Source organism: Aquabacterium sp. NJ1, assembly GCF_000768065.1.
Lineage (GTDB): Bacteria > Pseudomonadota > Gammaproteobacteria > Burkholderiales > Burkholderiaceae_C > Aquabacterium.
This window is the reverse complement of sequence record NZ_JRKM01000001.1, coordinates 62,091-81,093: the sequence shown is the minus strand read 5'-3', so window position 1 is coordinate 81,093 and position 19,003 is coordinate 62,091. Positions and strand designations below refer to the sequence as shown.

General features: G+C 61.4%; 19 protein-coding genes. 11 read left to right on the top strand and 8 right to left on the bottom strand.

Annotated elements, in window-relative coordinates; translation table 11 throughout:
- The 3 genes from JY96_RS00420 to JY96_RS00410 are packed head-to-tail and all read right to left on the bottom strand — an operon-like array spanning window position 1 to window position 2,958.
- Complete coding sequence (locus JY96_RS00420; protein ID WP_035033986.1) at window positions 1-1,140, bottom strand: efflux RND transporter periplasmic adaptor subunit; 1,140 nt, start codon at window positions 1,138-1,140, stop codon at window positions 1-3.
- A gap of 4 nt (window positions 1,141-1,144) precedes the next feature.
- The gene (locus JY96_RS21825; RefSeq protein ID WP_152606316.1) at window positions 1,145-1,732 is read right to left on the bottom strand and encodes a hypothetical protein; all 588 of its coding nucleotides are present in this window, start codon (window positions 1,730-1,732) and stop codon (window positions 1,145-1,147) included.
- A complete protein-coding gene (locus JY96_RS00410) occupies window positions 1,729-2,958 on the bottom strand; it encodes a TolC family protein (protein ID WP_152606315.1) in 1,230 nt (409 codons plus the stop codon). The genes JY96_RS21825 and JY96_RS00410 overlap by 4 nt, the downstream gene beginning before the upstream one ends.
- A 180-nt stretch (window positions 2,959-3,138) precedes the next feature.
- Here JY96_RS00410 and JY96_RS00405 point away from each other — a divergent pair, with 180 nt between their 5' ends.
- Together JY96_RS00405 and JY96_RS00400 are read left to right on the top strand one after the other, a co-directional pair.
- The gene (locus JY96_RS00405) at window positions 3,139-3,822 is read left to right on the top strand and encodes a heavy metal response regulator transcription factor (RefSeq protein ID WP_035033984.1); all 684 of its coding nucleotides are present in this window, start codon (window positions 3,139-3,141) and stop codon (window positions 3,820-3,822) included.
- Window positions 3,812-5,230, top strand: coding sequence for a heavy metal sensor histidine kinase (locus tag JY96_RS00400; protein ID WP_035033982.1), 1,419 nt, complete (start codon window positions 3,812-3,814; stop codon window positions 5,228-5,230). Before JY96_RS00405 ends, JY96_RS00400 begins: the two co-directional genes overlap by 11 nt.
- A gap of 6 nt (window positions 5,231-5,236) precedes the next feature.
- Here JY96_RS00400 and JY96_RS00395 read toward each other — a convergent pair whose 3' ends face one another.
- From JY96_RS00395 to JY96_RS00380, 4 genes are all read right to left on the bottom strand, one after another.
- Window positions 5,237-6,475 (bottom strand): DUF1173 family protein, encoded by a 1,239-nt coding sequence (locus JY96_RS00395; RefSeq protein ID WP_035040563.1) that lies wholly within the window; start codon window positions 6,473-6,475, stop codon window positions 5,237-5,239.
- A 5-nt stretch (window positions 6,476-6,480) separates the two neighbouring features.
- Window positions 6,481-7,422, bottom strand: a complete 942-nt coding sequence (locus JY96_RS00390) for a site-specific integrase (protein WP_035040562.1) — start codon at window positions 7,420-7,422, stop codon at window positions 6,481-6,483.
- A gap of 317 nt (window positions 7,423-7,739) precedes the next feature.
- Window positions 7,740-8,000: an AlpA family transcriptional regulator gene (locus JY96_RS00385; protein ID WP_035033980.1), complete on the bottom strand. Its 261-nt coding sequence runs from the start codon at window positions 7,998-8,000 to the stop codon at window positions 7,740-7,742.
- A 365-nt stretch (window positions 8,001-8,365) separates the two neighbouring features.
- Complete coding sequence (locus JY96_RS00380; RefSeq protein ID WP_081960922.1) at window positions 8,366-9,130, bottom strand: DUF1845 domain-containing protein; 765 nt, start codon at window positions 9,128-9,130, stop codon at window positions 8,366-8,368.
- A 501-nt stretch (window positions 9,131-9,631) separates the two neighbouring features.
- Here JY96_RS00380 and JY96_RS00375 point away from each other — a divergent pair.
- The 6 genes from JY96_RS00375 (at window position 9,632) to JY96_RS22705 (ending at window position 14,179) form a co-directional block, all read left to right on the top strand.
- Window positions 9,632-10,174 (top strand): hypothetical protein, encoded by a 543-nt coding sequence (locus JY96_RS00375; RefSeq protein WP_200883411.1) that lies wholly within the window; start codon window positions 9,632-9,634, stop codon window positions 10,172-10,174.
- 70 nt (window positions 10,175-10,244) lie between these two features.
- Window positions 10,245-10,562 (top strand): hypothetical protein, encoded by a 318-nt coding sequence (locus JY96_RS00370; protein ID WP_035033978.1) that lies wholly within the window; start codon window positions 10,245-10,247, stop codon window positions 10,560-10,562.
- Window positions 10,563-10,609: 47 nt separating this feature from the next.
- Complete coding sequence (locus tag JY96_RS00365) at window positions 10,610-11,620, top strand: toprim domain-containing protein (protein ID WP_035033976.1); 1,011 nt, start codon at window positions 10,610-10,612, stop codon at window positions 11,618-11,620.
- Between the two features lie 222 nt (window positions 11,621-11,842).
- Window positions 11,843-12,904: a DUF932 domain-containing protein gene (locus tag JY96_RS00360; protein ID WP_035033972.1), complete on the top strand. Its 1,062-nt coding sequence runs from the start codon at window positions 11,843-11,845 to the stop codon at window positions 12,902-12,904.
- 291 nt (window positions 12,905-13,195) lie between these two features.
- Window positions 13,196-13,516 carry a hypothetical protein gene (locus JY96_RS00355; protein ID WP_052161990.1) on the top strand — a complete coding sequence of 107 codons (321 nt, stop codon included), beginning with the start codon at window positions 13,196-13,198 and terminating at the stop codon, window positions 13,514-13,516.
- A gap of 12 nt (window positions 13,517-13,528) precedes the next feature.
- Window positions 13,529-14,179, top strand: coding sequence for a FlhC family transcriptional regulator (locus JY96_RS22705; RefSeq protein WP_081960921.1), 651 nt, complete (start codon window positions 13,529-13,531; stop codon window positions 14,177-14,179).
- Here JY96_RS22705 and JY96_RS00350 read toward each other — a convergent pair.
- On the bottom strand, window positions 14,127-14,462 hold the full coding sequence (locus JY96_RS00350) for an H-NS family nucleoid-associated regulatory protein (protein WP_052161989.1): 336 nt from the start codon (window positions 14,460-14,462) through the stop codon (window positions 14,127-14,129). The two genes, JY96_RS22705 and JY96_RS00350, sit on opposite strands and share 53 nt — an antisense overlap.
- Window positions 14,463-14,691: 229 nt before the next feature.
- Between JY96_RS00350 and mobH the strand changes: the two genes are divergently transcribed.
- From mobH to JY96_RS00335, 3 genes are read left to right on the top strand one after another with little or no spacing between them, the layout of a single operon-like run.
- Window positions 14,692-16,437 (top strand): MobH family relaxase, encoded by a 1,746-nt coding sequence (gene mobH / locus JY96_RS00345; protein WP_081960920.1) that lies wholly within the window; start codon window positions 14,692-14,694, stop codon window positions 16,435-16,437.
- A gap of 1 nt (window position 16,438) precedes the next feature.
- Entirely contained in the window at window positions 16,439-18,346 is a 1,908-nt protein-coding gene (gene traD / locus JY96_RS00340) for a conjugative transfer system coupling protein TraD (RefSeq protein WP_035033967.1), read from the top strand.
- Window positions 18,343-18,966, top strand: coding sequence for a DUF4400 domain-containing protein (locus tag JY96_RS00335; protein WP_035033965.1), 624 nt, complete (start codon window positions 18,343-18,345; stop codon window positions 18,964-18,966). Before traD ends, JY96_RS00335 begins: the two co-directional genes overlap by 4 nt.
- The last annotated feature ends 37 nt before the right edge of the window (window positions 18,967-19,003 follow it).

The following is a 19,003-nucleotide window of genomic DNA, read 5'->3' as shown; positions in this document are numbered from 1 at the left end:
TCAGCGCACTTGGGCCAGCAAGCTGGCACCTTGGGTCACGATGCGATCGTGCGCACCCAGGCCCGAAGTCACCACCACGGTGCGGGCATCCAGCGGCTGGGTGCGCACAACCTTGGGGGCAAAGCGCTCAGGCGTCTGGTGCAGCCAGACCACCGTGTCACCCGCAGCGTTGCGGCTCAGTGCGGCTTGCGGCACGGCCACGCCTTGCACGGCCCGTGCGGTCTTGGCGGTCACCTTGAGCGTCTGCCCGATGGCCACGGGCGCATCGGCCTGGGTCACGCGAAACAGCAAAGGCATGGCCTGATCGCGCAACTGGCGCCCGCCGCCCATGAACTGCAAGGCCAGCGTCCCGCCAGGGATGGCGGCACTGGCCTGGCTCAGCCCTTGGGTGAGCGCCGCGTCGTAGGCCAAGGCCTCGACCACCAGGCGTATGGGGTTGACCACCTCAAACAGCACGTCCTTGGCGTCCACCACCTGGCCGATGACCACGCTGGATGACACCACCGTGCCACTGACGGGCGACAACAATGCCTCCGGGGCACTCACGCTGGCACCGATGGCGGCGCGGCGCTTCTTGAGGGCATCGCGCTCATACCTAGCGGCCTCGATGTCCTTTTGCGGCACCGCGCCTTCCAGTTGTTCATAGCGGGCCAGCTTGCGCTCGGCCACAGCGTATTGCGCCTCCAAATCGGCCAGCGCGGACTGCTGATTGCCCCGGTCCAGACTGCTGGTGGCGGGACGCAAAAACGCGAGCACCTGACCTTTGACCACAGATTGGCCCAACACCGGCAAGCCCTGAGGACCGGGCTCGATGCGACCACCTTGTGTGGCCTGGACACGGCCGCCCGCATTCGGGTCAGCCAGCACGCGGCCGTTCAACTCAACGGCCACGGCATGGCTTTGAACCTGCGCCAGCAGCGTCTGGATGCCCAATCGATGCTGCACAGCCTTGGGCACCCACAGGCTCCCATCAGGCTGGCGCTGAGGTGCGCTGACATCCGATGACGACACCACGCCAACGACGGCAACGGCCTTGGGCTTGGCATCCCCGTGGTCTTCGTCGCCATGGGCGTGTGCGATCGGCGAAAGCACTGCGGCGACCATGATGGCCAGTGCAGCTTGAGTGAAAGATATCTTCATAAGCTCAGCCTTCAATCGGTGAGGTGCCTGGGCGGCGGCGCCATGCCCATCCGGCGATGATCAGCACCAGGGCCAAACCGGCGGCCCAGCCTCCCAACTTGCGCCAGACAGGGGCCGATTCAGGCGAAGAAGTAGATGCCGAAGCCTTTGGCGCCTCGTATTGCAGCGAAGCTTCGAGCAAATCAGCCCCGTCGTCGGTCTGCACCGACACCGTCAGCGGGTAACGCCCTGGCTTGGCAAAGACCTGGCCTGCAACGGTGTACACACCCGCCTCCACCTGTTTGGCCACGGCTTTGAACGCCCCGCTTTCCACCTCGACGGTGGCGCCGGCAACGGGCGCGTTGGTGGCAAAGCGGTCCAGGTACAAGGTCAACACGGGCGGGACAGTGGGGTGGTCGTGTTCCGGTTCGCCAGACGCATGAGCGCCCGTCAGCACCATCACCAACTCGAAATCATCGGTCTGAGCCACAGCGCGTGGCGCCTGCCCCACTTGAACCGGCGCAGCCGCAGCCTCGCCATGGTCTTCGCCGCCATGGGCCCCCGCCGTCAGCGCGCCACATGCGAGCGCGCAGGCAATCAATGTTCTTTTCAAGGCAATACCCCTTGGGCTTGAAGAAGTCGAGACTGCGCCAGGGAGTGGGCCGTCTCTTGACGTTTGAACCAGGCCTGCGCTTCATGGGAGGCAGCGCGGGCGCGCATCAGGGTGGGCAGATCGGACTCACCCAACTCGAACGAGCGCTGCGCCAGGTTCAAGTTGTCTGCGGTCAAGGCCTGACGCTCACGCGCCATGTCCAACTGCCGCTGGGCCAGATCCAACTCGCTTTGCGCTCTGAGCGCCTCTTGCTGCGTGCGGGTTTGAGCAAGGGTCAACTCCGCTTCAGCCTGCGCCAGTTCTGCTCTCGCTGCAGCGCCATCCTGGCGCACCCTGGCACCAGAAGACAGAGGGATGGTCAGCTTCACCCCCACGGCCTGGTCATACGGCGTCATGCCGTCGCCGCGTTGGTTGGTCCATCTCACGGCAATCTCGGGCGCATCGCGCTGGCTGGCATCCACCAGCGCCAGGCGACTCTGTGCCACCTCGGCGATCGCCTGCAAGGCGCGCAATTGGGGATGCAATGACAGGCGCGATGCTTCCACGTCCTGCGCCTGTGCGGTTTCAGCCGGAAGTGCAACTGGAGCGTCCGCCCCCGTGAGCGTGCGATAGGCCTGCATCGCTTGCTGCAAGCCACTGTCGGCGTCGAGCACCTCAGCCTGGGCTGCCAGGCGTTCGGTCTTGACCAGGTTCGCATCCACACGGGCCAGATCGCCGGTCTTGAACCGGCGCAACACGCTACCCTCCAAAGCCTGCGCGGTTTCCAGTCGCTGATGCGCCAGCGCTGCCGCATCACGTGCCGCAGCCACCCGCCACCAGGCTTCGCGCACCTCGGCAGCCAGTTGCAGCTTCAGGCTGGCGTTCCTCGCATCCAGTTCGACCGCCGCCTTTTCTGCCAGGGATTCGCGCGCGCTCCTTTGTCCTGGCAACCAGAGGGGCGTGGCCAACTCTACTTCCCACTCACGGCGCCCGGTGTTTTGGTTGAGACGGTCGTTCAAGTGGTTGAGCGACACGGATGCTGGCCCTGGCGTCAAACCTCGCGCAAGGTCCAGGCCTGCCTGGGCTTCAGCTTGCCTGGCGCTCAGGGCAACGGCCTGAGGCGCGCGTGCCCAAGCCGCATCCAGCGCCTGGGTCATAGTCTGCGCCACCACGCCGCGCCCCGAGGTCAGCCCCATCAATAAACCAAACATCCAGGCGGCTTGGGCATGTCTACGCTTGCTCAGCATGTCACGGTCTTTCACGGTTCCCGTTTTGGAATGCCGCGATCATGCGCAACCCCACCCAACAATCGAGTTACCAGAACATGACAATGTTGTAATGTTCAGCTCATCTTTCAGACAGCCGCCGTTCGCTACAGTGCGGCTGTCGCCTCGGTGATCTGTGTGTTTTGAATGGGAGATGCCCTCGTGAAATTGCTCGTCGTCGAGGATGAAAGCAAAACCGCCGACTACCTCCGGCAAGGGCTGATGGAGGCCGGTTTTGTGGTGGATCTTGCACGCACTGGTCTGGATGGCCACCACCTGGCCATGACCGAGCCTTATGACCTGATCGTGCTGGATGTGATGCTGCCTGATGTGGATGGCTGGCGGATCTTGCAATCCCTGCGCGAAGCGGGTAAACAGACGCCCGTGCTCTTTCTGACCGCCAGAGACAGCGTGGAAGACCGCGTCAAAGGCCTGGAGTTGGGTGCCGACGACTACCTGGTCAAACCCTTTGCCTTTGCCGAGTTGCTGGCACGTGTGCGCACCCTGATGCGCCGGGGCAGCACGCCTGTGCAATCAGACCGCCTGCAGGTGGCCGACCTTGTGCTGGACCTGGCCAAACGCCGTGCCATGCGGGGCACGGCGCGCATCAACCTCACCGGCAAGGAGTTCTCGCTGCTAGAGCTGTTGGTCCGCCGCCAGGGCGAAGTCCTGCCGCGCTCTCTGATCGCCTCCCAGGTTTGGGACATGAACTTTGACAGCGACACCAACGTCATCGACGTGGCCATCCGCCGCTTGCGCGCCAAGATCGATGATGAGTTCGAGCCCAAGCTGATCCACACCGTGCGTGGCATGGGCTACAGCCTGGAAGCACCCGATGATGTCTGATGTTGTGCAGCGTCGGCCAGCATCGCTGGCCCTGCGCTTGACCGTGTCCATCGGCATCGCGATCACGCTGGTGTTTTGGGCCCTGGGCTGGATCATCCAGAACTCAATCGAACAGCACTTCATGCAGCAGGACGTGGAAGAGCTGGAGGTGGTGGCGCATTCTGTTGAACGGGTGCTGACCAGCATGCCCGACGCTGCGCCCGAGCAGGACATCGCCCGTCGGCTGGCAGGTGCCGTCAGTGGTCACCACGGCATGTACTACCTCGTGGCCGATGGCACCGGCCGCACCTTGTTTGCCACACCGGGTCCTAAAATGGAAGCCCTGGCACAAACGCAGCCTGCGGCCTCTGGCGTGGATGCTGACAAGCTGCATGTCTGGCAGGAGCAGGATCAGTCCTACCGTGGCACCGTGGTGCGTACGGATGCCGAGCAAGGCGCCACGCAGCCTTACACCATCGTCGTGGCGACGGCCACCGGCTTTCACGATCATTTTCTGGTGAGTTTTCGGCGTACGGTCTGGGCTGCCATGGCCGCGGCGGGCCTGTTTGCCATTGCAGCAACCTGGCTGGCGGTGTACCGGGGGCATGCACCGCTGCGCGACATGAGTGACCGCATTCGCGGCATCTCTGCCGACCAGCTTCACCTGAGGTTGGACCCCAAGAAGGTGCCTATTGAGTTATCAGGTTTGGCCGCGTCCTTCAACGACATGCTGGAACACATTGAGCAGGACTTCAGACGCCTGAGCAATTTCTCTGCGGACATCGCCCACGAGCTGCGCACTCCCGTCACCAACCTGACAACCCAGACTCAGGTGTTGCTGTCACAAGCGCGCGGTGCTGACGCATACCGAGAAGTGCTCTATTCGAACCTGGAAGAGTATGAACGCATGGCCAAGATGATCAGCGACATGCTCTACCTGGCACAGACAGACAACCAACTGATCAAGCCAGACCTGGTGGACGTGGACATGGCAGCCGAACTGGACGCGCTGTTCGAGTATTTCGAGCCCTGGGCCGAGGAGCGTCACATTCAATTGAAGCGCACAGGTCAGATGCCTAGGGTGAGGGGTGACAGACTGATGATCCGGCGCGCATTGAGCAACCTGCTCTCCAACGCCATCCGCCACACAAGCGGCGAACAGGCTGTGACCGTATCGCTTCGGCAGGACCAACAATCAGTGGTGATCACCGTATCCAATCCGGGTGACACCATCGCGCCCGAGCACCTGCCCCACCTCTTTGATCGCTTCTACCGGGTGGACCCGTCCAGGCAACGCAATGGAGATGGTGCGGGCTTGGGTCTGGCCATCGTCAAGTCCATCGCCGAGGCCCATGGCGGTGAGATTGCCGTCCGCTCCAGCCATGGCAACACGGCCTTTGAGTTCCGCCTGCCCTGTGCGTTGAACTGAGCTTGCTCAGTGGTTTCTGAGCATGACCGCCTCGGGCAACGCAGGCATCGCTTCAGTGCTCCACCACAGCCAGGGAGCGGCACCGGCCGCTCGTACAACACGCTCCTTTTCCGTACGCTCCTTGGGTGCCATGAAGGCGCTGATGACGTGCAAAGGCAGCGGCAGTGGTCCCGCGTCCAATAACAAGGCATTCGGAAATGCAGCGGCGCTCCTGGCGTCGTAACGCAGAGGTTTGACAAAACGTCTGCCCTGATCCACCAGGGCATGCACCAGCGGCAACTCGTGCACACCTTCAATCGGAATCCAATGCTCACTGGTCAACATCAAGCTGGCCGCATCGATCTCATAGGTGTGCTCCCTGCGTGCCCGGATCAGCGCCGCCAATACCAGACGCACCTTATGTCCGCTGTCGGCATCGCGCGCTTCGAACAACGAGGCGAACACGCGCTCGATGCGCTCCCAAGTCTTGGTGCCCACCAACAAAGGGGCATCGGGCATGTGCTTGACCCAGACGCGACGGCCTAAGGTGGTGGCCTCGCAGACCTTGAATTCACCGATGACCACGGCCAGAGGGCTTTGCCCTTCATGGGGCCGCAAGACGGCCAGCTTGTTTCGCCGACGTTGCGCTGCCTCGAATTTGCTGGCCTCGTTGAAGGCCTCGGGCACATAAAGCCGATCACTCAGCCCCACGCCTTTGACCACCACGTCCTCGGCCGCATGCATCAGGTATTTGTGTAGCACCCCCTGGTTGCGCTTGCCGGCCATGGCCGGGCTCCATCGGTTGAAGCCCGCCCTCTCGAACAGAAAGTGCATCAAGGCATGCAGGCTCATGCGTCGCCTTGGCGCCTCCACCTCGGCCACCCCATGCACTTCCCCCCTCACCAGGTTTCGCCCCGCCGTGCGCACCCATGGAAAGTCCACGCGCAACTGGATCTGCCCGGGCACCAGTTCTAGAATGGCCTCACCCACCAACTCGCCCAGGCCTGATTGCTGGCACTCCGGCTCAAACGAAGGGCACGACGGGTGGTGCCGACACCCCGTGTCTGGCATGCGTTTGACGACAAACAGACGGTGTCGCGCCACGTACATCTCCACCCCACCCGGGATGCACAGACACCGAGGGCGCTCTGGTGTTTCGTACACGTGGGCCAGCAGTTCCTGCATGTCCGAGGCATTCGCTTCCACCACCCTCCCCTTGATGGAAAAGCGCTGAATGTCACCCTCTGCGATGTTTGGGGGCACCATGATGTTCACACCAGTTCATCAAGCAGTTGCTCAATGGTCGGCTTATGGCGTGCCAGCAGCTCGCGCACCGCACTGCGTTCGCTGATGCCCAGAATCAAGCCGACATCATCCTCATCGGCGCCACGCTCGTACAAGCGCGCAACCACCGTCCGCCGCACCGACAGCGCCGTCACATCTTTCATCCCACCATAGCGAAACAGCTTGCGGTATGTTTCCAGGATCGGTCGACACAGAAACCGGCGCTGACCGGCTTCACCGTAGGGCGTGATCTTGAAGCCCACCCCCGTGGGCGACAGGAACAAGCGGCTGAAAGGGTCCAGCCCCCGGTAGGCGTCCATCTGCCCCACGCCCAAGTCCTGCTGAAGACGCTCTTGTAGATAGTGCGACAGGGCATCGTCCAGGCGCGTGCTGAGGAAGTACAACGGCCTGGCCTTTTGCGTGATGGCCACCTCGGCCCGCATCTCAGATCGTCGCCGAACACTGCCGTCTGCGTGCAAGTAGTCACGCACCTCCAGCCTGGCGATTTCCAGCGGGCGGGCACCTGTGGCGAACAGAAGGTAGAACAACGCCAGGTCGTGCCAAGGGTGGACGCTGCGCGCCTTGATGCGCTTGCCTGCCTGAAGGATTTCATCGGCAGTCAGAATGCGGTTCGACCGATGATCATCTGGCCGTTTTGGATCGAAGGCCTCCAAGGCCACAAGGATCGCGTCCTTGTGCTGGCGCAAGCGGCGCACAAAGGCCGCACCGTCTTCGTTCAAGCCTTCGATACCGGCAACCTGGCTAAGCCTGACGGCAATCGCTTTGATCCTCCGCTCCACGGCGGTGCGGGTCACCCCGAAGCAGCCCGCCACCGCTTCGTACGTTCCGCCTTCGACCACCGCGATCAGCATCCTGATCGACTGGGCAACGGTATCCCCATCCTGTTCTGGCTCTGGTTCGCATGACATGACCCTCTCCCTCTTTCGTTCCCCTTCCCTCGTGCCTAACTGCATCTTGATGCTCTGCCCCTCGATGGGTTTTCACCAGTCAAATGGGCCGATGAAGACGGGGGCTTTCGGCATCTGACGGGCCCGGTCGGCCATGGCCAGATCAGCGCGAAGGTGGCTCTCACCAAGCAATTTCTGTGGCATCTACTCAGGCATCAGGAATTGCGCCATGCGCAATGGCGGAACAAACACGACGATCTGGCGGTGCGTTGCTTCATCGCAAATGAAACCTGTGCACCGAGACCGCACCAACAAGCACCAGCTTGTGATCGCCAAACCTACTGGCCTTGCGCTGCAATCCATTGCCTGATGTCTTCGACCCGCCAAGCCGTGACGCGAGGAGACAGCTTGACGGGTTCAGGAAAGGTGCGCGTTTGCACACGTCGCCACAGCGTGGACTTGGATATCGGGATGAATTGCAGCACCTGCGCCTGCCTCAGGAAGCCCACTTGAGGCAGCGTGAGGGCATGAATTGGAGGAAGCGATGCTGCCGCAGGCAAAGCCGCAGCCGCCCGACTGGTTGACGTGGTTCGGGGCATGATCTGGCCTCGTCATGGCGTGAGCCAATGCAAGACATGACCTGCTCTGTAGCGGCCGCGCTAGGTCAGAGTTGCGCAAACCGGTAGGAACGCTGAACTCAAGCAGCACACCGTCGGCGTTCCGGTCGCACGGTGCAGCAATGTCAGGCAGGCAGGTATCGACTGCGACGCCGCCGCGATGCGGCGAATGCACGCCCGAAGCCAGGCATGCCGAAGACTCTGTTCACTGAGGCTTGTCCACCATATCAGAACGACCGAGTTGCATCCAACTTCAAGCCTGGCTTCACCACGCAAGGCCCCTTGATGTCGTGCGGTTGCATGTGGCAAGCGTGAGATCACTTGCGCTTCGCTGGCCTGTGGCTCAGTCAGTCCTGACCGCTCACGTTGGCTGTTTCCACCACGGACACCAGTCCAGACTCAGTGGCAGATGCCTCCGGCTTCGGCAAGCTCTCTTGAGCAGGTACCCCCGGATTGGCCATGGCATCCGGGCCCAAGGTCGGCTCGGCTTGGCCGCCGTCGTCAACGAAGCCCTGCCGCGCGCCCATGGCATTCATGCGGCGACGCAGGCCCATGGCAAAGTTGCGTGCACCGTTGGCCACATCACGCACCTGGCGCTTCAATGCGGCGCGCTGGATGTCCACGGCTTGTGCCGTGATGACCTCGTGGATTTCGAGTGTCTGCAACAGAGGCATCAACTGATCCAGCTTGCCCAGCACCTCAAGAAAGCGCCGCCCCGATGACGACAACACCCCGACCTCCACGTCCAGGGCCACCGTGTCATAGGTCGCCACGCTGGTGATGCCATGAGCCTTGAACATGGCTTCCGCGTCATCAATCGCACTGTTCAGGCTCTCGTTGACGGCGTCGAGTTGCGCCCGAATAGTGGCCTCCACCTTGGCGATGTCATCGTGATCCAGCCGGGTGCGTGCAATCACCGAAATAAAGTGTGTGTTGAGTTGCAGCGTGTTGAAGAGGCGCACAAAGAATCGCTTGCCTTCGGCGCTGGTGAAGCGTGTGGGCATCTTCACGCTGGCGGCCTCGATGCGTCGGAAGTCGGCTTTGGTTTCTTTGGCCAGGATGCGGGCGTTGACCCCGCCTTGATCCACCTTGACGATCTGTATGTCAGACATGTTGCGCTCCCATCGATGGCGTGCTCGCCACCATCTTGCGAAGCGGCCTTGCGCATCACCACAGGGAATCATCGGCATTTGAAGGGCGTTTCGGCATCAGCTTGCGTTTTGCGCTCCAAGCGTCTTGACCGCTCGCCTTGTCGGCACTACCTTGTCACCATGCAGCAGCTGGCCCTGCATTCAAACAAGGCAAGCCTTGGAGTTCATGCACCCTCGTGATGGCAACGCCATCACCAAAGACATCACCATGCCATCGAGGTTACTTTCGAGGTGAGGGCACGTCCGCACTGAGGCGGCATGCGCGCATTCACCCCGAAAGCTTTCTTCGATCGGTAGCTGGCACACCGATCCGAACGGGCTCACCACCCGATCAAGCCAGCCCTGGAGTCTCTTCATCGCCATCGGCAGTGCGTCAATACACCACGCCGACTGTTCATCACCCTGTGGGGCATTGCCCCACCCGTGGTGCGCTGTGCCTCCCTATTTCACATGGAGGCCACGATGCTGCACACGAGCACATCCCTGGTTCACCCCCCAGCTGCCTTGAATGGCTTCACAGGGGACACGCAGTCCGTTTTCCCGGTCGAATCGCCAGACCCACTGTCGCTGGACGCCCCGACTGAACGCATCGACTGGAGCGAGGAAGACATCGTCTTCCTGCACTGGCGCTTGCTGCAGGAAGTCAATCAGTTGTCTGACCCGGCCACGCCGCTGGAAGACAAGTTCGACACCCTGCGCTGGGTGTTCACCGAGCAGGACAAGGACAGACAGCCGTTCTCGTTTGTGAACTGCCTGCGTGTTGTTGGCTGCAGCCCGCTTTCACCGATTGCCTATTGCGGCCTCGTCGATGCGCAAGACATCCGCGACCACATCCGCAACAAGCTCAAGCTCTGGTTGTCTGAATCGCTTGCCCGATACCCGCAATGGGTTCGCGACGCCATCGCCAACAACCCCCAGTGGGTTGAGACGCGGCTGGCCAAGAACCCGCAATGGATCAATGAACAGATCAAACAGATGTCCGAGCAGGGCGACCTGTTCACCTGATCCGACATACCCAAACAGGGCCGAGCTCCGATCGCTCGCCTCGTCCCTGACATCACATATGGAGTGCCCTATGCACAAACAAACCTATCCCCATGGCCACCGCATCCCCATGCTCATGGTTGTTGAACCACAGGACATCGAGTTCCTGGTCAAGGAAAGCGAAGTCTTGACCGGCCAAGCCGGCCGCATCTTTGTCATCGCCGGTGCCGACTGGCTGAGCTACCGCGTGTTATGGAGCCAGGCAGGTTTCAAGGTCGAGCGCCTGGACGACAAAGGCCAGGTCTTGCACACCCAGCACCACCTGCCCTGGGAGTTCGTCGAGCACAGCGTGATCGAAGCACTTCAGGCGGGGCAGTTGTTCACCCCATCGGTTCGCCCTCGCGGCTGACAACTGCACTCCCCTCAGGAGGGCATGTCACGAACACGGAGTTCATCATGAACAATCCCGAGTACGAAGCTCGCATTGAAGACGTCAAACGCCGAGCCCATGGCCGCTGGACCGAAATCCTTGGCAGCCTGGGCGTTGGCGAGCAGATCCTCAAGAAGCGCAACCAGCCCTGCCCGCTCTGTGGCGGCACGGATCGATTTCAGTACACCGACAAATTCGGTGAAGGCAACTACCACTGCCGAGCCTGTGGTGCCGGAGGTGGCTTCAAGCTGCTGCAGGCCGTCGTGGGCCTGGATTTCAACACCGCACTCAAGGAAGTCGAACGCGTGGTGGGCACCTCGCCCTCTGCACAGCACGTGGTGTCCCCAGAACCTTCGGCCGAGCGCATGAAGGCCCTGGCCAAGCGGCTCTGGGAAGAAGCCAAGCCCGTGACGCCCGGTGACGAGGTAGACCGCTACCTGTCCGATCGGCGGCTCGCCTTGGCCCACTACCCCAAGGTGCTGCGACTGCATCCAGCGCTGGGTTACTACGAGAAAGACCCGACCTCGGGCAAGTCGCGCAAAGTGGCCGAATACGCCGCCATGCTGGCTTGCATCCAGGGCGCTGATGGGCATGCCGTCACGCTGCACCGTACGTACCTGAAGGATGGCCGCAAGGCCAATGTGCGCGATGCAAAGAAGGTGCTTTCCTCAGGCATCAATGGTGCGGCCGTGCGCTTGTTCGAGCCCGAGCACGAGCTGGCGATTGCCGAGGGCATCGAGACCGCCATGGCGGTACACCTGGCCACCGGCAAACCCGTGTGGGCAGGCCTCAATGCCGGGAACCTGGAAAAGCTGTGGCTGCCCGACTCGGTGCAGAGCATCTGCATCTATGCCGACAACGATGCCCACGCGGACTTTGACGGCCAGATGTTTGCATTTGCACTGGCTCGGCGGCTGAAGAAGCAGGAGCGCCAGAGCGGCCCTCGGCAAGTGCGGGTGCTCTTACCCAAGACGCCGGGCACCGACTGGGCCGATGTGTGGTTGGCCAAGGCGGAGCACACCGCCCAGACCGCCTGAACCAGTTTCCCCCACTGGTAGCTGTCAAACCAGGCAAAGCCGCACGGCAAGGCAAAGACAGCCCTGGCGTTTTGTACGCGTGTTTTTTGAGTCTGGCGCGAATCTTTTCGCGCCCTGTGTGGATGGGTCAACACCCATCCGTCATCAACCCTGGCGGGGATGTGCATCCCCGCTTGTGGATTATGCCGTCTCCGCCATTTCTTTCCCGAACAGGAGCTTGATATGAGAAGCGGACGTTCCCTGGTGAGCCTGGCCCATGAACTTGAGCGCCAGTTGCAATCAAAGAAGGACCTGGTGGTCCCATCGTCGCTGCTGCGGCACGACACCGATGACACAGGCGAGACCCGCCTCGTCATTGGTGAAGGCGGGGTCTCCACGCCCTATGGCGTCATGCCGCTGGCGCGCCGCCAGTTGGCTGACAAGCTGAAGATTCCCTATGCGTACTTTGAGCGCATGCGCTCAGAGCAGCCGGTCCTGCTGGACCGCAACGTGAACACCTGGCTGCAAAGCGACGATGACCGCCGCATGATCCGCACGCTCGATGGCAACGTCCGGGCCGTGCTGTCAGACCGCTACCGCCGCCTTGACAACTACGATCTGGCCGAAAGTGTGCTGCCCATCCTGCAGCAATTGCCTGATGTTCGCTTCGAATCGGTGGAACTCACCGACACGAGGATGTACATCAAGTGCATCACGCCGCAATTGAAAGTCGAGATGGCCCCTGGCGACATCGTCCAGGCTGGCGTGGTCATCTCCAACTCGGAGGTAGGACAAGGCACGCTGTCGGTTCAGCCCTTGCTGTACCGACTGGTGTGCCGCAATGGTCTGATTGCTTCAGACCGCTCCTTGCGCAAAACACACGTCGGGCGAGCGCTCGGGTCCGATGAAAGCATCATGGTCTTCAAGGACGACACCTTGCAAGCCGACGACAAGGCCTTCTTCCTGAAGGTTCGCGACGTGGTGCAGGCGGCCGTGTCTGAGGCAACGTTCATGCAGGCTGCGCAGAAGATGCAAAAGACCTTGCAGATTCACCTCGTCGGCAACCCTGTCAAGACGGTGGAAGTGCTGGCTCAGCGCTACACATTGAATGACGCTGAACGCGCCGGTGTGCTGCGACACCTGATCGCCGAAGGTGATCTGTCGGGGTATGGCCTGGTGAATGCCGTCACGCACTTCTCACAGGAAGTTGAGGACTACGACCGTGCCACCGAGTTTGAAGCCCTGGGCGGGAAATTGATCGAACTGCCAGTCAAGGAATGGAAGGATTTGGCACAAGCCATCTGATCTCGGATCACAGTGATTCACCACCAGGGCCTTGGCTCTGGTGGTTTTTTAATTCCACGCTCAAGTTCCAGGCATGACGCTCATTGACGGTGACAAATGCGGCAGGCAATGCAGGCTGTTGTCGGTGGCAAACACGCCATCCCCCCGCACTCGGGCATTGATTCCATGGCGTGGTCATGAATATGCTGAGCCGACCCGTCACTCCACACACACAACACCAAAGCAGTCATACCTCGCCGCAATACCTGGCCCATCTCGACTCGCATCTGGGCACACCAACAGGAGAAGACCATGAGCAGCATCCAGTTCACCGATGTGCAGTTGACCAATTTGTACCTGTTGCAGGCCATCAGGCTGGGCATTGCGCAAGATCGGGTATCGACATGCTGCAAGTTCGGGTTGGATGCCGCACAAGCAGATTTCCTTGGTGCCATGAGCCAGGAACAGTTGTGGGCATTCGTCGCTCAAATCGGCCAAAGCACCCTCTTCCCTCCACGCCAGGATTTGCTTGCCTTGCTCAAGGCACCCGCGCCGCTTCAGGCATCGCTGGCCGCTGTTCATGCGCCAAGGCCACGGCAACTCGCGTCCATGGTGCCCGCAAGCACGTCGTGATCGGAGGGGGCCATGATGTCAACACGTGCTGACCGCCATTTGTGCGCCATACGCCTGGCGCAAGACTGTGCCCAACTGGGCGCCCGGGTGCGCACCATCCATCACCTCACAGGGCTCAACCCTCGGGATGTGCAGAGGTTGTTCTTCAACGACCCACAAGCCATACCACGCGGACGTCCACCCAACTCCCTGGAGTGGTATCACGGCGCCAACCTCATTGCGCGGGCAGAATCCTCGATCTTCATGTCGATGTACCGCCGCCTGCGCAACACTGGCTTCGGCGCCGCAGAGACGCTGGTCAGCGCCTATCGTGGATACCAAGCCGTCTGCCAGTGTCCGCACCGCATCAGTTTTGACCGGGCGTTTGATCTGGCATCGCACACCGATGGCATCTGGCTGGCCTGCACCCCGGTGTTCGAGGTCCTCGCTTGCCCGACCTGCGGCAGCGATGTGCTGATGGCCATCGGCACCGTGGTCCACTTGGGCGACAACTGTCCGTTCTGCAAACTGGTACAGCGATACAGTTGTGACCCTCGGCTCCAGGCCTCGTTTCCCAAGAACCGGATGGCGACCTCACCTGCGACTGCCCCATCAACCGATGGCCTTGTAATCAACCTACTTTCAGTTGATCCAGCGTCTTGCCCGCGGCCAACGCGGCCTTGATCCACTTAGGCTGAAGTCCTCGTCCGCTCCAGGTCTCGCCCGTGTCAACGTTGCAATATTTTGGGGCGACCTTGCTTCCTGCTGTAGCACTGGAGCGGGTCGCCACACCGGCTTTCAACCCCAGGTCAGCCACAGTCAAACCATTGGCAGCCAACAGTTGCTTGATGTGGTCAATCACCCCAGCTCGCTCTGCCTTGCGGGCATCCTGCAATTGCCTGTCCAGCTCCGCAGCCTGCTTGTCCAGGGCGGCTTTCTGGGCAAGGAGTTCTTGGTACGTGGTCATGATTGCAGTGTTTGGCTACGCCGAGTTTGGATTCCAACATCCTACATTGCAAGTTCCATGGCTTCGCGACCAACGGGCCCGCATCCTCGTCGTTGCATGCAGAGTCAAGGCCAAGGTATCAGGCTGATCGACGCCCATCGCTTTGATCTGCAATTGCCCCCCAGCATTCAAGCTTTGATGGCGAAAGCCCAAATGAACAGACGCCATTTTGAGGTGCGCACGGCAATGCATGGTGACCAAATGGCTGGGTCATTTGCAATGGACCACCATGCTTGCCCCATCTCAGCCACACAGCACTTTTGCATCGTCAGATCCCGGCTTCGAGGCCCTGCCCCTTGATGATCTGCTGTCGCAACACGATGACCTGATCGTCCGAATCAAGCTCTGCCATGGGTCTGACCGCGCAGATTTCGAGCAGACCATCATGTCGCTGATCAGGCGATATGCCAGCTTGGTACACCTGCTGCCGGCCACATCCGACAACTATTTCTGCATCCCTGGCGGCCTGCTGCGCCTGGGCATGGAAGTCAGCTTCTTCAGCCTGCAAGGTACCGACGCCCACATTTTCTCCGGCCGCTCCACCATCTCGGCACGTCGGCACCTTGAGCCGCGCTGGCGCCTGGCCACCTTCGTTGCGGGGCTTTGCTGCGAGGCCCATCGGGTGCTCAGTCACATCATCGTGACCGACGCCCCGGACGAAGTCTGGCCAGCCTACCTGCTGCCACTGAGTGATTGGCTGATCGCACGCCAGGCAGGCCGCTACTTCTTGCGCTGGCGCCCACAAGCCATTGAGACACGCAGCCTGGGCGTGTTCACGCTGGCTCATGTTGTGCCACCAGCGGTCATGCATTTCCTGGCTGAAGACAACACGGTCATCGTGCCTCACCTCATGGCCAGCGTCAGTGGCATCTCGCAGTATCGAGATCACAACGTGCTGGACGAGTTGGTTCGCCGCTCCTTGGCGCTGGTGATTGACCGCAACCTGCTGGCCAACGCCGACCGCTACGGCACGCCTCAATATGGCTCGCACCTTGAACGCTACCTGGTTGACGCGCTGAGGCATCTCGCGGGCTCCAACGCGGGGTGGCAGGCCAATCGCGAAAAGTCTCGCGTCTGGTTCGGCCCCGATGGTCTGTTCCTGGCCTGGCCCAGCGCTGCAGAAGACATCCAAAAGCTGCTGGACACTGCGCAGCTACCGGGCATCCCCAAAGCACCAGAAACCATCATGGAAGTGCTCATGCTGGCCGGTGTCTTCGAACCCACGTCCGCAGGAAACTCTACCTGGCTCATCCAACCACCAGGCGGCAAGGCCAAGATCGAAGCGGTCAAACTATCCTCAACAGCCATTCTGTTTGCAGGGCATGACCCGTTACCGCCCCCTCTGGCGGAGAGCCTCACAAGCTCCCCACGCCAAAACCCTCCATCAGCGCAAGCAGCCGAACCGGTCGCACCACCGCCTCTACCGGATGGCCCGCCAGGCACCCAACTCTCGCTCATCCCAGGCAACTCCGGGCAAACCCATCAAGCAGCTTCGCATCGCCAGGACGCTCAAGCCGAAGCGGCACTGTTATCGACCGCCCCTCCATCTGCATTGGCATCGACAAGCGACACCCAAACAACTCAGCAAGCGACGATAGGTCTTCAAGCGCCGCTGCGCCTCAACCCCGTGGTGCGCGACGCGTTGACCGAGGTGGTCAACACCTTGAACACAGGTACTGGACCCGCCCAGTGTTGCACTGTCGCGTTGGGGGTGTTTGTGCCTCTGCACGAATTCGAGCGGCGCGGCATTCAACCCTCTGTGGCCCTGCGTGCGCTGTCTGATGTGCACATGCTGATTCGCGCCAAGGAGAAAGGCCCCCCCACAACCTCAAGAGATTTCAACGGCACATCGACCGTGGGTTTGACCATAGCCCCGCGCTTCATCAACGGCGTAGACATGGAAGCCTTTGCCTCGCCCGAGGCAAAGGGAGGGTGACATGCCCATCCGCCGCTATGAAATGCCATGGCGCCACGCCTACGAGGCCTATGCAGGCCTTGCCTGGGGCATCGCGTTGATGTTCTTCACAGCGGTCGGCGCTATCGGCCAACTGCCCCGCATTCTCGCCTTCCCCCTTTCCATCACTTGCCTCGGCATGAGCGCCCTCAGGTTCTCGCAGGCGCTGCGCATTCTCGTGCTGAGGGCGTCGCTGGCTGGTCATGCCATCCAGGTAATCAGCACGCAAACTCAGGCACGGTGGTGTCAGGATCCAACAGCCGTTTTCCTTGGCTTCGGCTTCGAGTGGCGGCCCGTGCACTCTCAGCGCCTGTATGAACTGGCCAAGATCGACTACCGCGACTTCACGGTGTCTCCGCGCCTCTTGAGTCTGCTGGGCTATGACAGCGCACCCCAACCAGATGCCGAGATCGGCTTGCCCTACATACACGGCGTTGAGCCCCATGAGGTTGCACTGCATCGCCCCTTGCAGAACTTCGAAGGCGGCACGCTGCTGGTCGGCACCACCCAATCCGGCAAAGGTGTGGCCCTGGCCAACCTCATCACCCAGGCCGTCAGGCGCGGCGACGTGGTGATCGTCATCGACCCCAAGAACAGCCGTCGCCTCAAGCGCGTGGTTGAGCGCGCCTGCCAGGACTGGCGTGAGCCCGACACCTTCATGGAGTTTCACCCGGCCTTCCCGGAAGCCGGTGTGCGGCTGGACTTCACCTTCAACTGGCAAAAGCCCACCGAGATTGCATCCCGCATCCAATCGATCATGCCGCCGGACACGGCTGGCGCGTTCTCCGCCTTCGGCTGGGATGCGGTCAACGTGGTCGTCCAAGGCCTGGTCGAACTGGAAGAACGACCCAACCTGGCCAAGCTGACCCGCTACATCGAGGGTGGCATCGAACCCGTGCTGGAGGGCTCTCTGCGCCGCTTCTATGAGGAAACTTTAGGGCCCGCCTGGCGCGAGTTGCCCGAGATGAAGAAGCTGATGCAGGAGGCCCATCGAGGCCACATGAAGCGTCCATCAGAAGCTGCCAGCGCCGAGTTGATGGCTTTCGTCGCGTACTACGAACACCACATTGCCCAGTCACAACGCAGCAAGGTGATCGATGCCCAGGTGCGAACCTTCAGGCACAACCGCGAGCACTACCAGAAGATCACCGCCAACCTGTTGCCCGTGCTGTCGATGCTGACCTCGGGCGACCTGGGCCGCACGCTGTCGCCCGACCCGTTCGACGCCAACGACATGCGCCCGATCATGAACTTCGAGAAAATCGAGCGCGGCGGACATGTGCTGTACATGTGCCTGGATTCGCTGCCGGACCCTTCGGTGGCATCTGCCATCGGCGCACTGGCATTGGCCGACCTGGCCGCACGGGCGGGCATGCGCTACAACCTGGGCGGTTACCGGCGCATTGCCCTGTTTGTGGATGAGGTGGCCAACGTCATCAACCAGCCCTTGATCGAGATCCTCAACAAGGGTGCGGAAGGCGGTATCTACACCACCTGTGCGATGCAGACACTTGCCGACTTGGCCAAACGCCTGGGCAGCGAAGCGGCGGCGCGCATGGCTCTGGGTAACCTGAACAACCTGATCGCCCTGCGATCGAAGGATCGCCCCACGCAGGATTTCATCGTGGAGACCTTTGGCAAGACCGCCATCCACTCAATGCGCGTTGGGCTGGGGCATGGTGCAGACACCCATCTGGGTGACTTCTCGACCAGCTATTCAAGCCAGCTCTCCGAGAGCTTCGAGGAGATGGTGCCCGCCGATGTCCTGGGCAAACTGCCCAACCTTCAGTACTTTGCCTCGGTGTCTGGCGGGCGCATCATCAAAGGCCGCTTCCCCATCCTGGATCCGGATGCGCAAGGGGACGATCAACCCATCAGGAGGGCGGCATGATCAGGGCGATGGCCGTGGTGTCTCTGCTGGCATTGCTGGTTCTGGTGCTCTATGTGCCGTCCGCCCACCCGCCAGAACGGTTCATAGAGCAACTGCGCACGGAATACGCCAATGCGGCGGTGTTCTGGGGCAAAGACGCGGGCATCCGCATGCTGTCGCGTGCGATGAGCATGCAGCATGCTGCACGTCAGGCATCACCCGTCCCCTCATCCAAAGACGCGGGCCCCGTGGATGGCGTCAACGCAGCAGTCGGGCGAGAAATGGCCTCGGTCAACCAACGGCTGTTCAACAACCCCTACTTCCGCTCGATTGACGCACTGCTGCTGCTCGCCAGCTTCCGCCTGGCCATGCTGCTGGAGTGGCTCCCCTGGCTGTTGGCCTTCCCGGCTGCTGCCTTGGTGGATGGCTGCCTTGTGCGACTGGTCAAAGCCAAGGAGTTCCTGCACCACAGCCCGGAGATGTTCGCCTTGTATGCCTGCTTGGCCATCCTGACCAGTTGCGCAACCGTCCTGGCGTTTGTGCTGCCCATCACCTTGCACCCCCTGGCCGTGCCATGCGTGCCTGTGGTCATCGGCACGCTGATGGGGACAGCGATCAGGGACTTTCACCGAAGAGCTTGAATTTGGTCCATTCATTGATTTGAATTACGAGCGAAAC

What these genes read in the sequence shown, in the direction of transcription:
- JY96_RS00420 (WP_035033986.1), bottom strand. Translation starts at nt 1,140, where the DNA reads ATGAAGATATCTTTCACTCAAGCTGCACTGGCCATCATGGTCGCCGCA.
- JY96_RS00410 (WP_152606315.1), bottom strand. Translation starts at nt 2,958, where the DNA reads ATGCTGAGCAAGCGTAGACATGCCCAAGCCGCCTGGATGTTTGGTTTA.
- JY96_RS00400 (WP_035033982.1), top strand. Translation starts at nt 3,812, where the DNA reads ATGATGTCTGATGTTGTGCAGCGTCGGCCAGCATCGCTGGCCCTGCGC.
- JY96_RS00395 (WP_035040563.1), bottom strand. Translation starts at nt 6,475, where the DNA reads ATGGTGCCCCCAAACATCGCAGAGGGTGACATTCAGCGCTTTTCCATC.
- JY96_RS00390 (WP_035040562.1), bottom strand. Translation starts at nt 7,422, where the DNA reads ATGTCATGCGAACCAGAGCCAGAACAGGATGGGGATACCGTTGCCCAG.
- JY96_RS00385 (WP_035033980.1), bottom strand. Translation starts at nt 8,000, where the DNA reads ATGCCCCGAACCACGTCAACCAGTCGGGCGGCTGCGGCTTTGCCTGCG.
- JY96_RS00380 (WP_081960922.1), bottom strand. Translation starts at nt 9,130, where the DNA reads ATGTCTGACATACAGATCGTCAAGGTGGATCAAGGCGGGGTCAACGCC.
- JY96_RS00375 (WP_200883411.1), top strand. Translation starts at nt 9,632, where the DNA reads ATGCTGCACACGAGCACATCCCTGGTTCACCCCCCAGCTGCCTTGAAT.
- JY96_RS00370 (WP_035033978.1), top strand. Translation starts at nt 10,245, where the DNA reads ATGCACAAACAAACCTATCCCCATGGCCACCGCATCCCCATGCTCATG.
- JY96_RS00365 (WP_035033976.1), top strand. Translation starts at nt 10,610, where the DNA reads ATGAACAATCCCGAGTACGAAGCTCGCATTGAAGACGTCAAACGCCGA.
- JY96_RS00360 (WP_035033972.1), top strand. Translation starts at nt 11,843, where the DNA reads ATGAGAAGCGGACGTTCCCTGGTGAGCCTGGCCCATGAACTTGAGCGC.
- JY96_RS00355 (WP_052161990.1), top strand. Translation starts at nt 13,196, where the DNA reads ATGAGCAGCATCCAGTTCACCGATGTGCAGTTGACCAATTTGTACCTG.
- JY96_RS22705 (WP_081960921.1), top strand. Translation starts at nt 13,529, where the DNA reads ATGATGTCAACACGTGCTGACCGCCATTTGTGCGCCATACGCCTGGCG.
- JY96_RS00350 (WP_052161989.1), bottom strand. Translation starts at nt 14,462, where the DNA reads ATGACCACGTACCAAGAACTCCTTGCCCAGAAAGCCGCCCTGGACAAG.
- mobH (WP_081960920.1), top strand. Translation starts at nt 14,692, where the DNA reads ATGGTGACCAAATGGCTGGGTCATTTGCAATGGACCACCATGCTTGCC.
- traD (WP_035033967.1), top strand. Translation starts at nt 16,439, where the DNA reads ATGCCCATCCGCCGCTATGAAATGCCATGGCGCCACGCCTACGAGGCC.
- JY96_RS00335 (WP_035033965.1), top strand. Translation starts at nt 18,343, where the DNA reads ATGATCAGGGCGATGGCCGTGGTGTCTCTGCTGGCATTGCTGGTTCTG.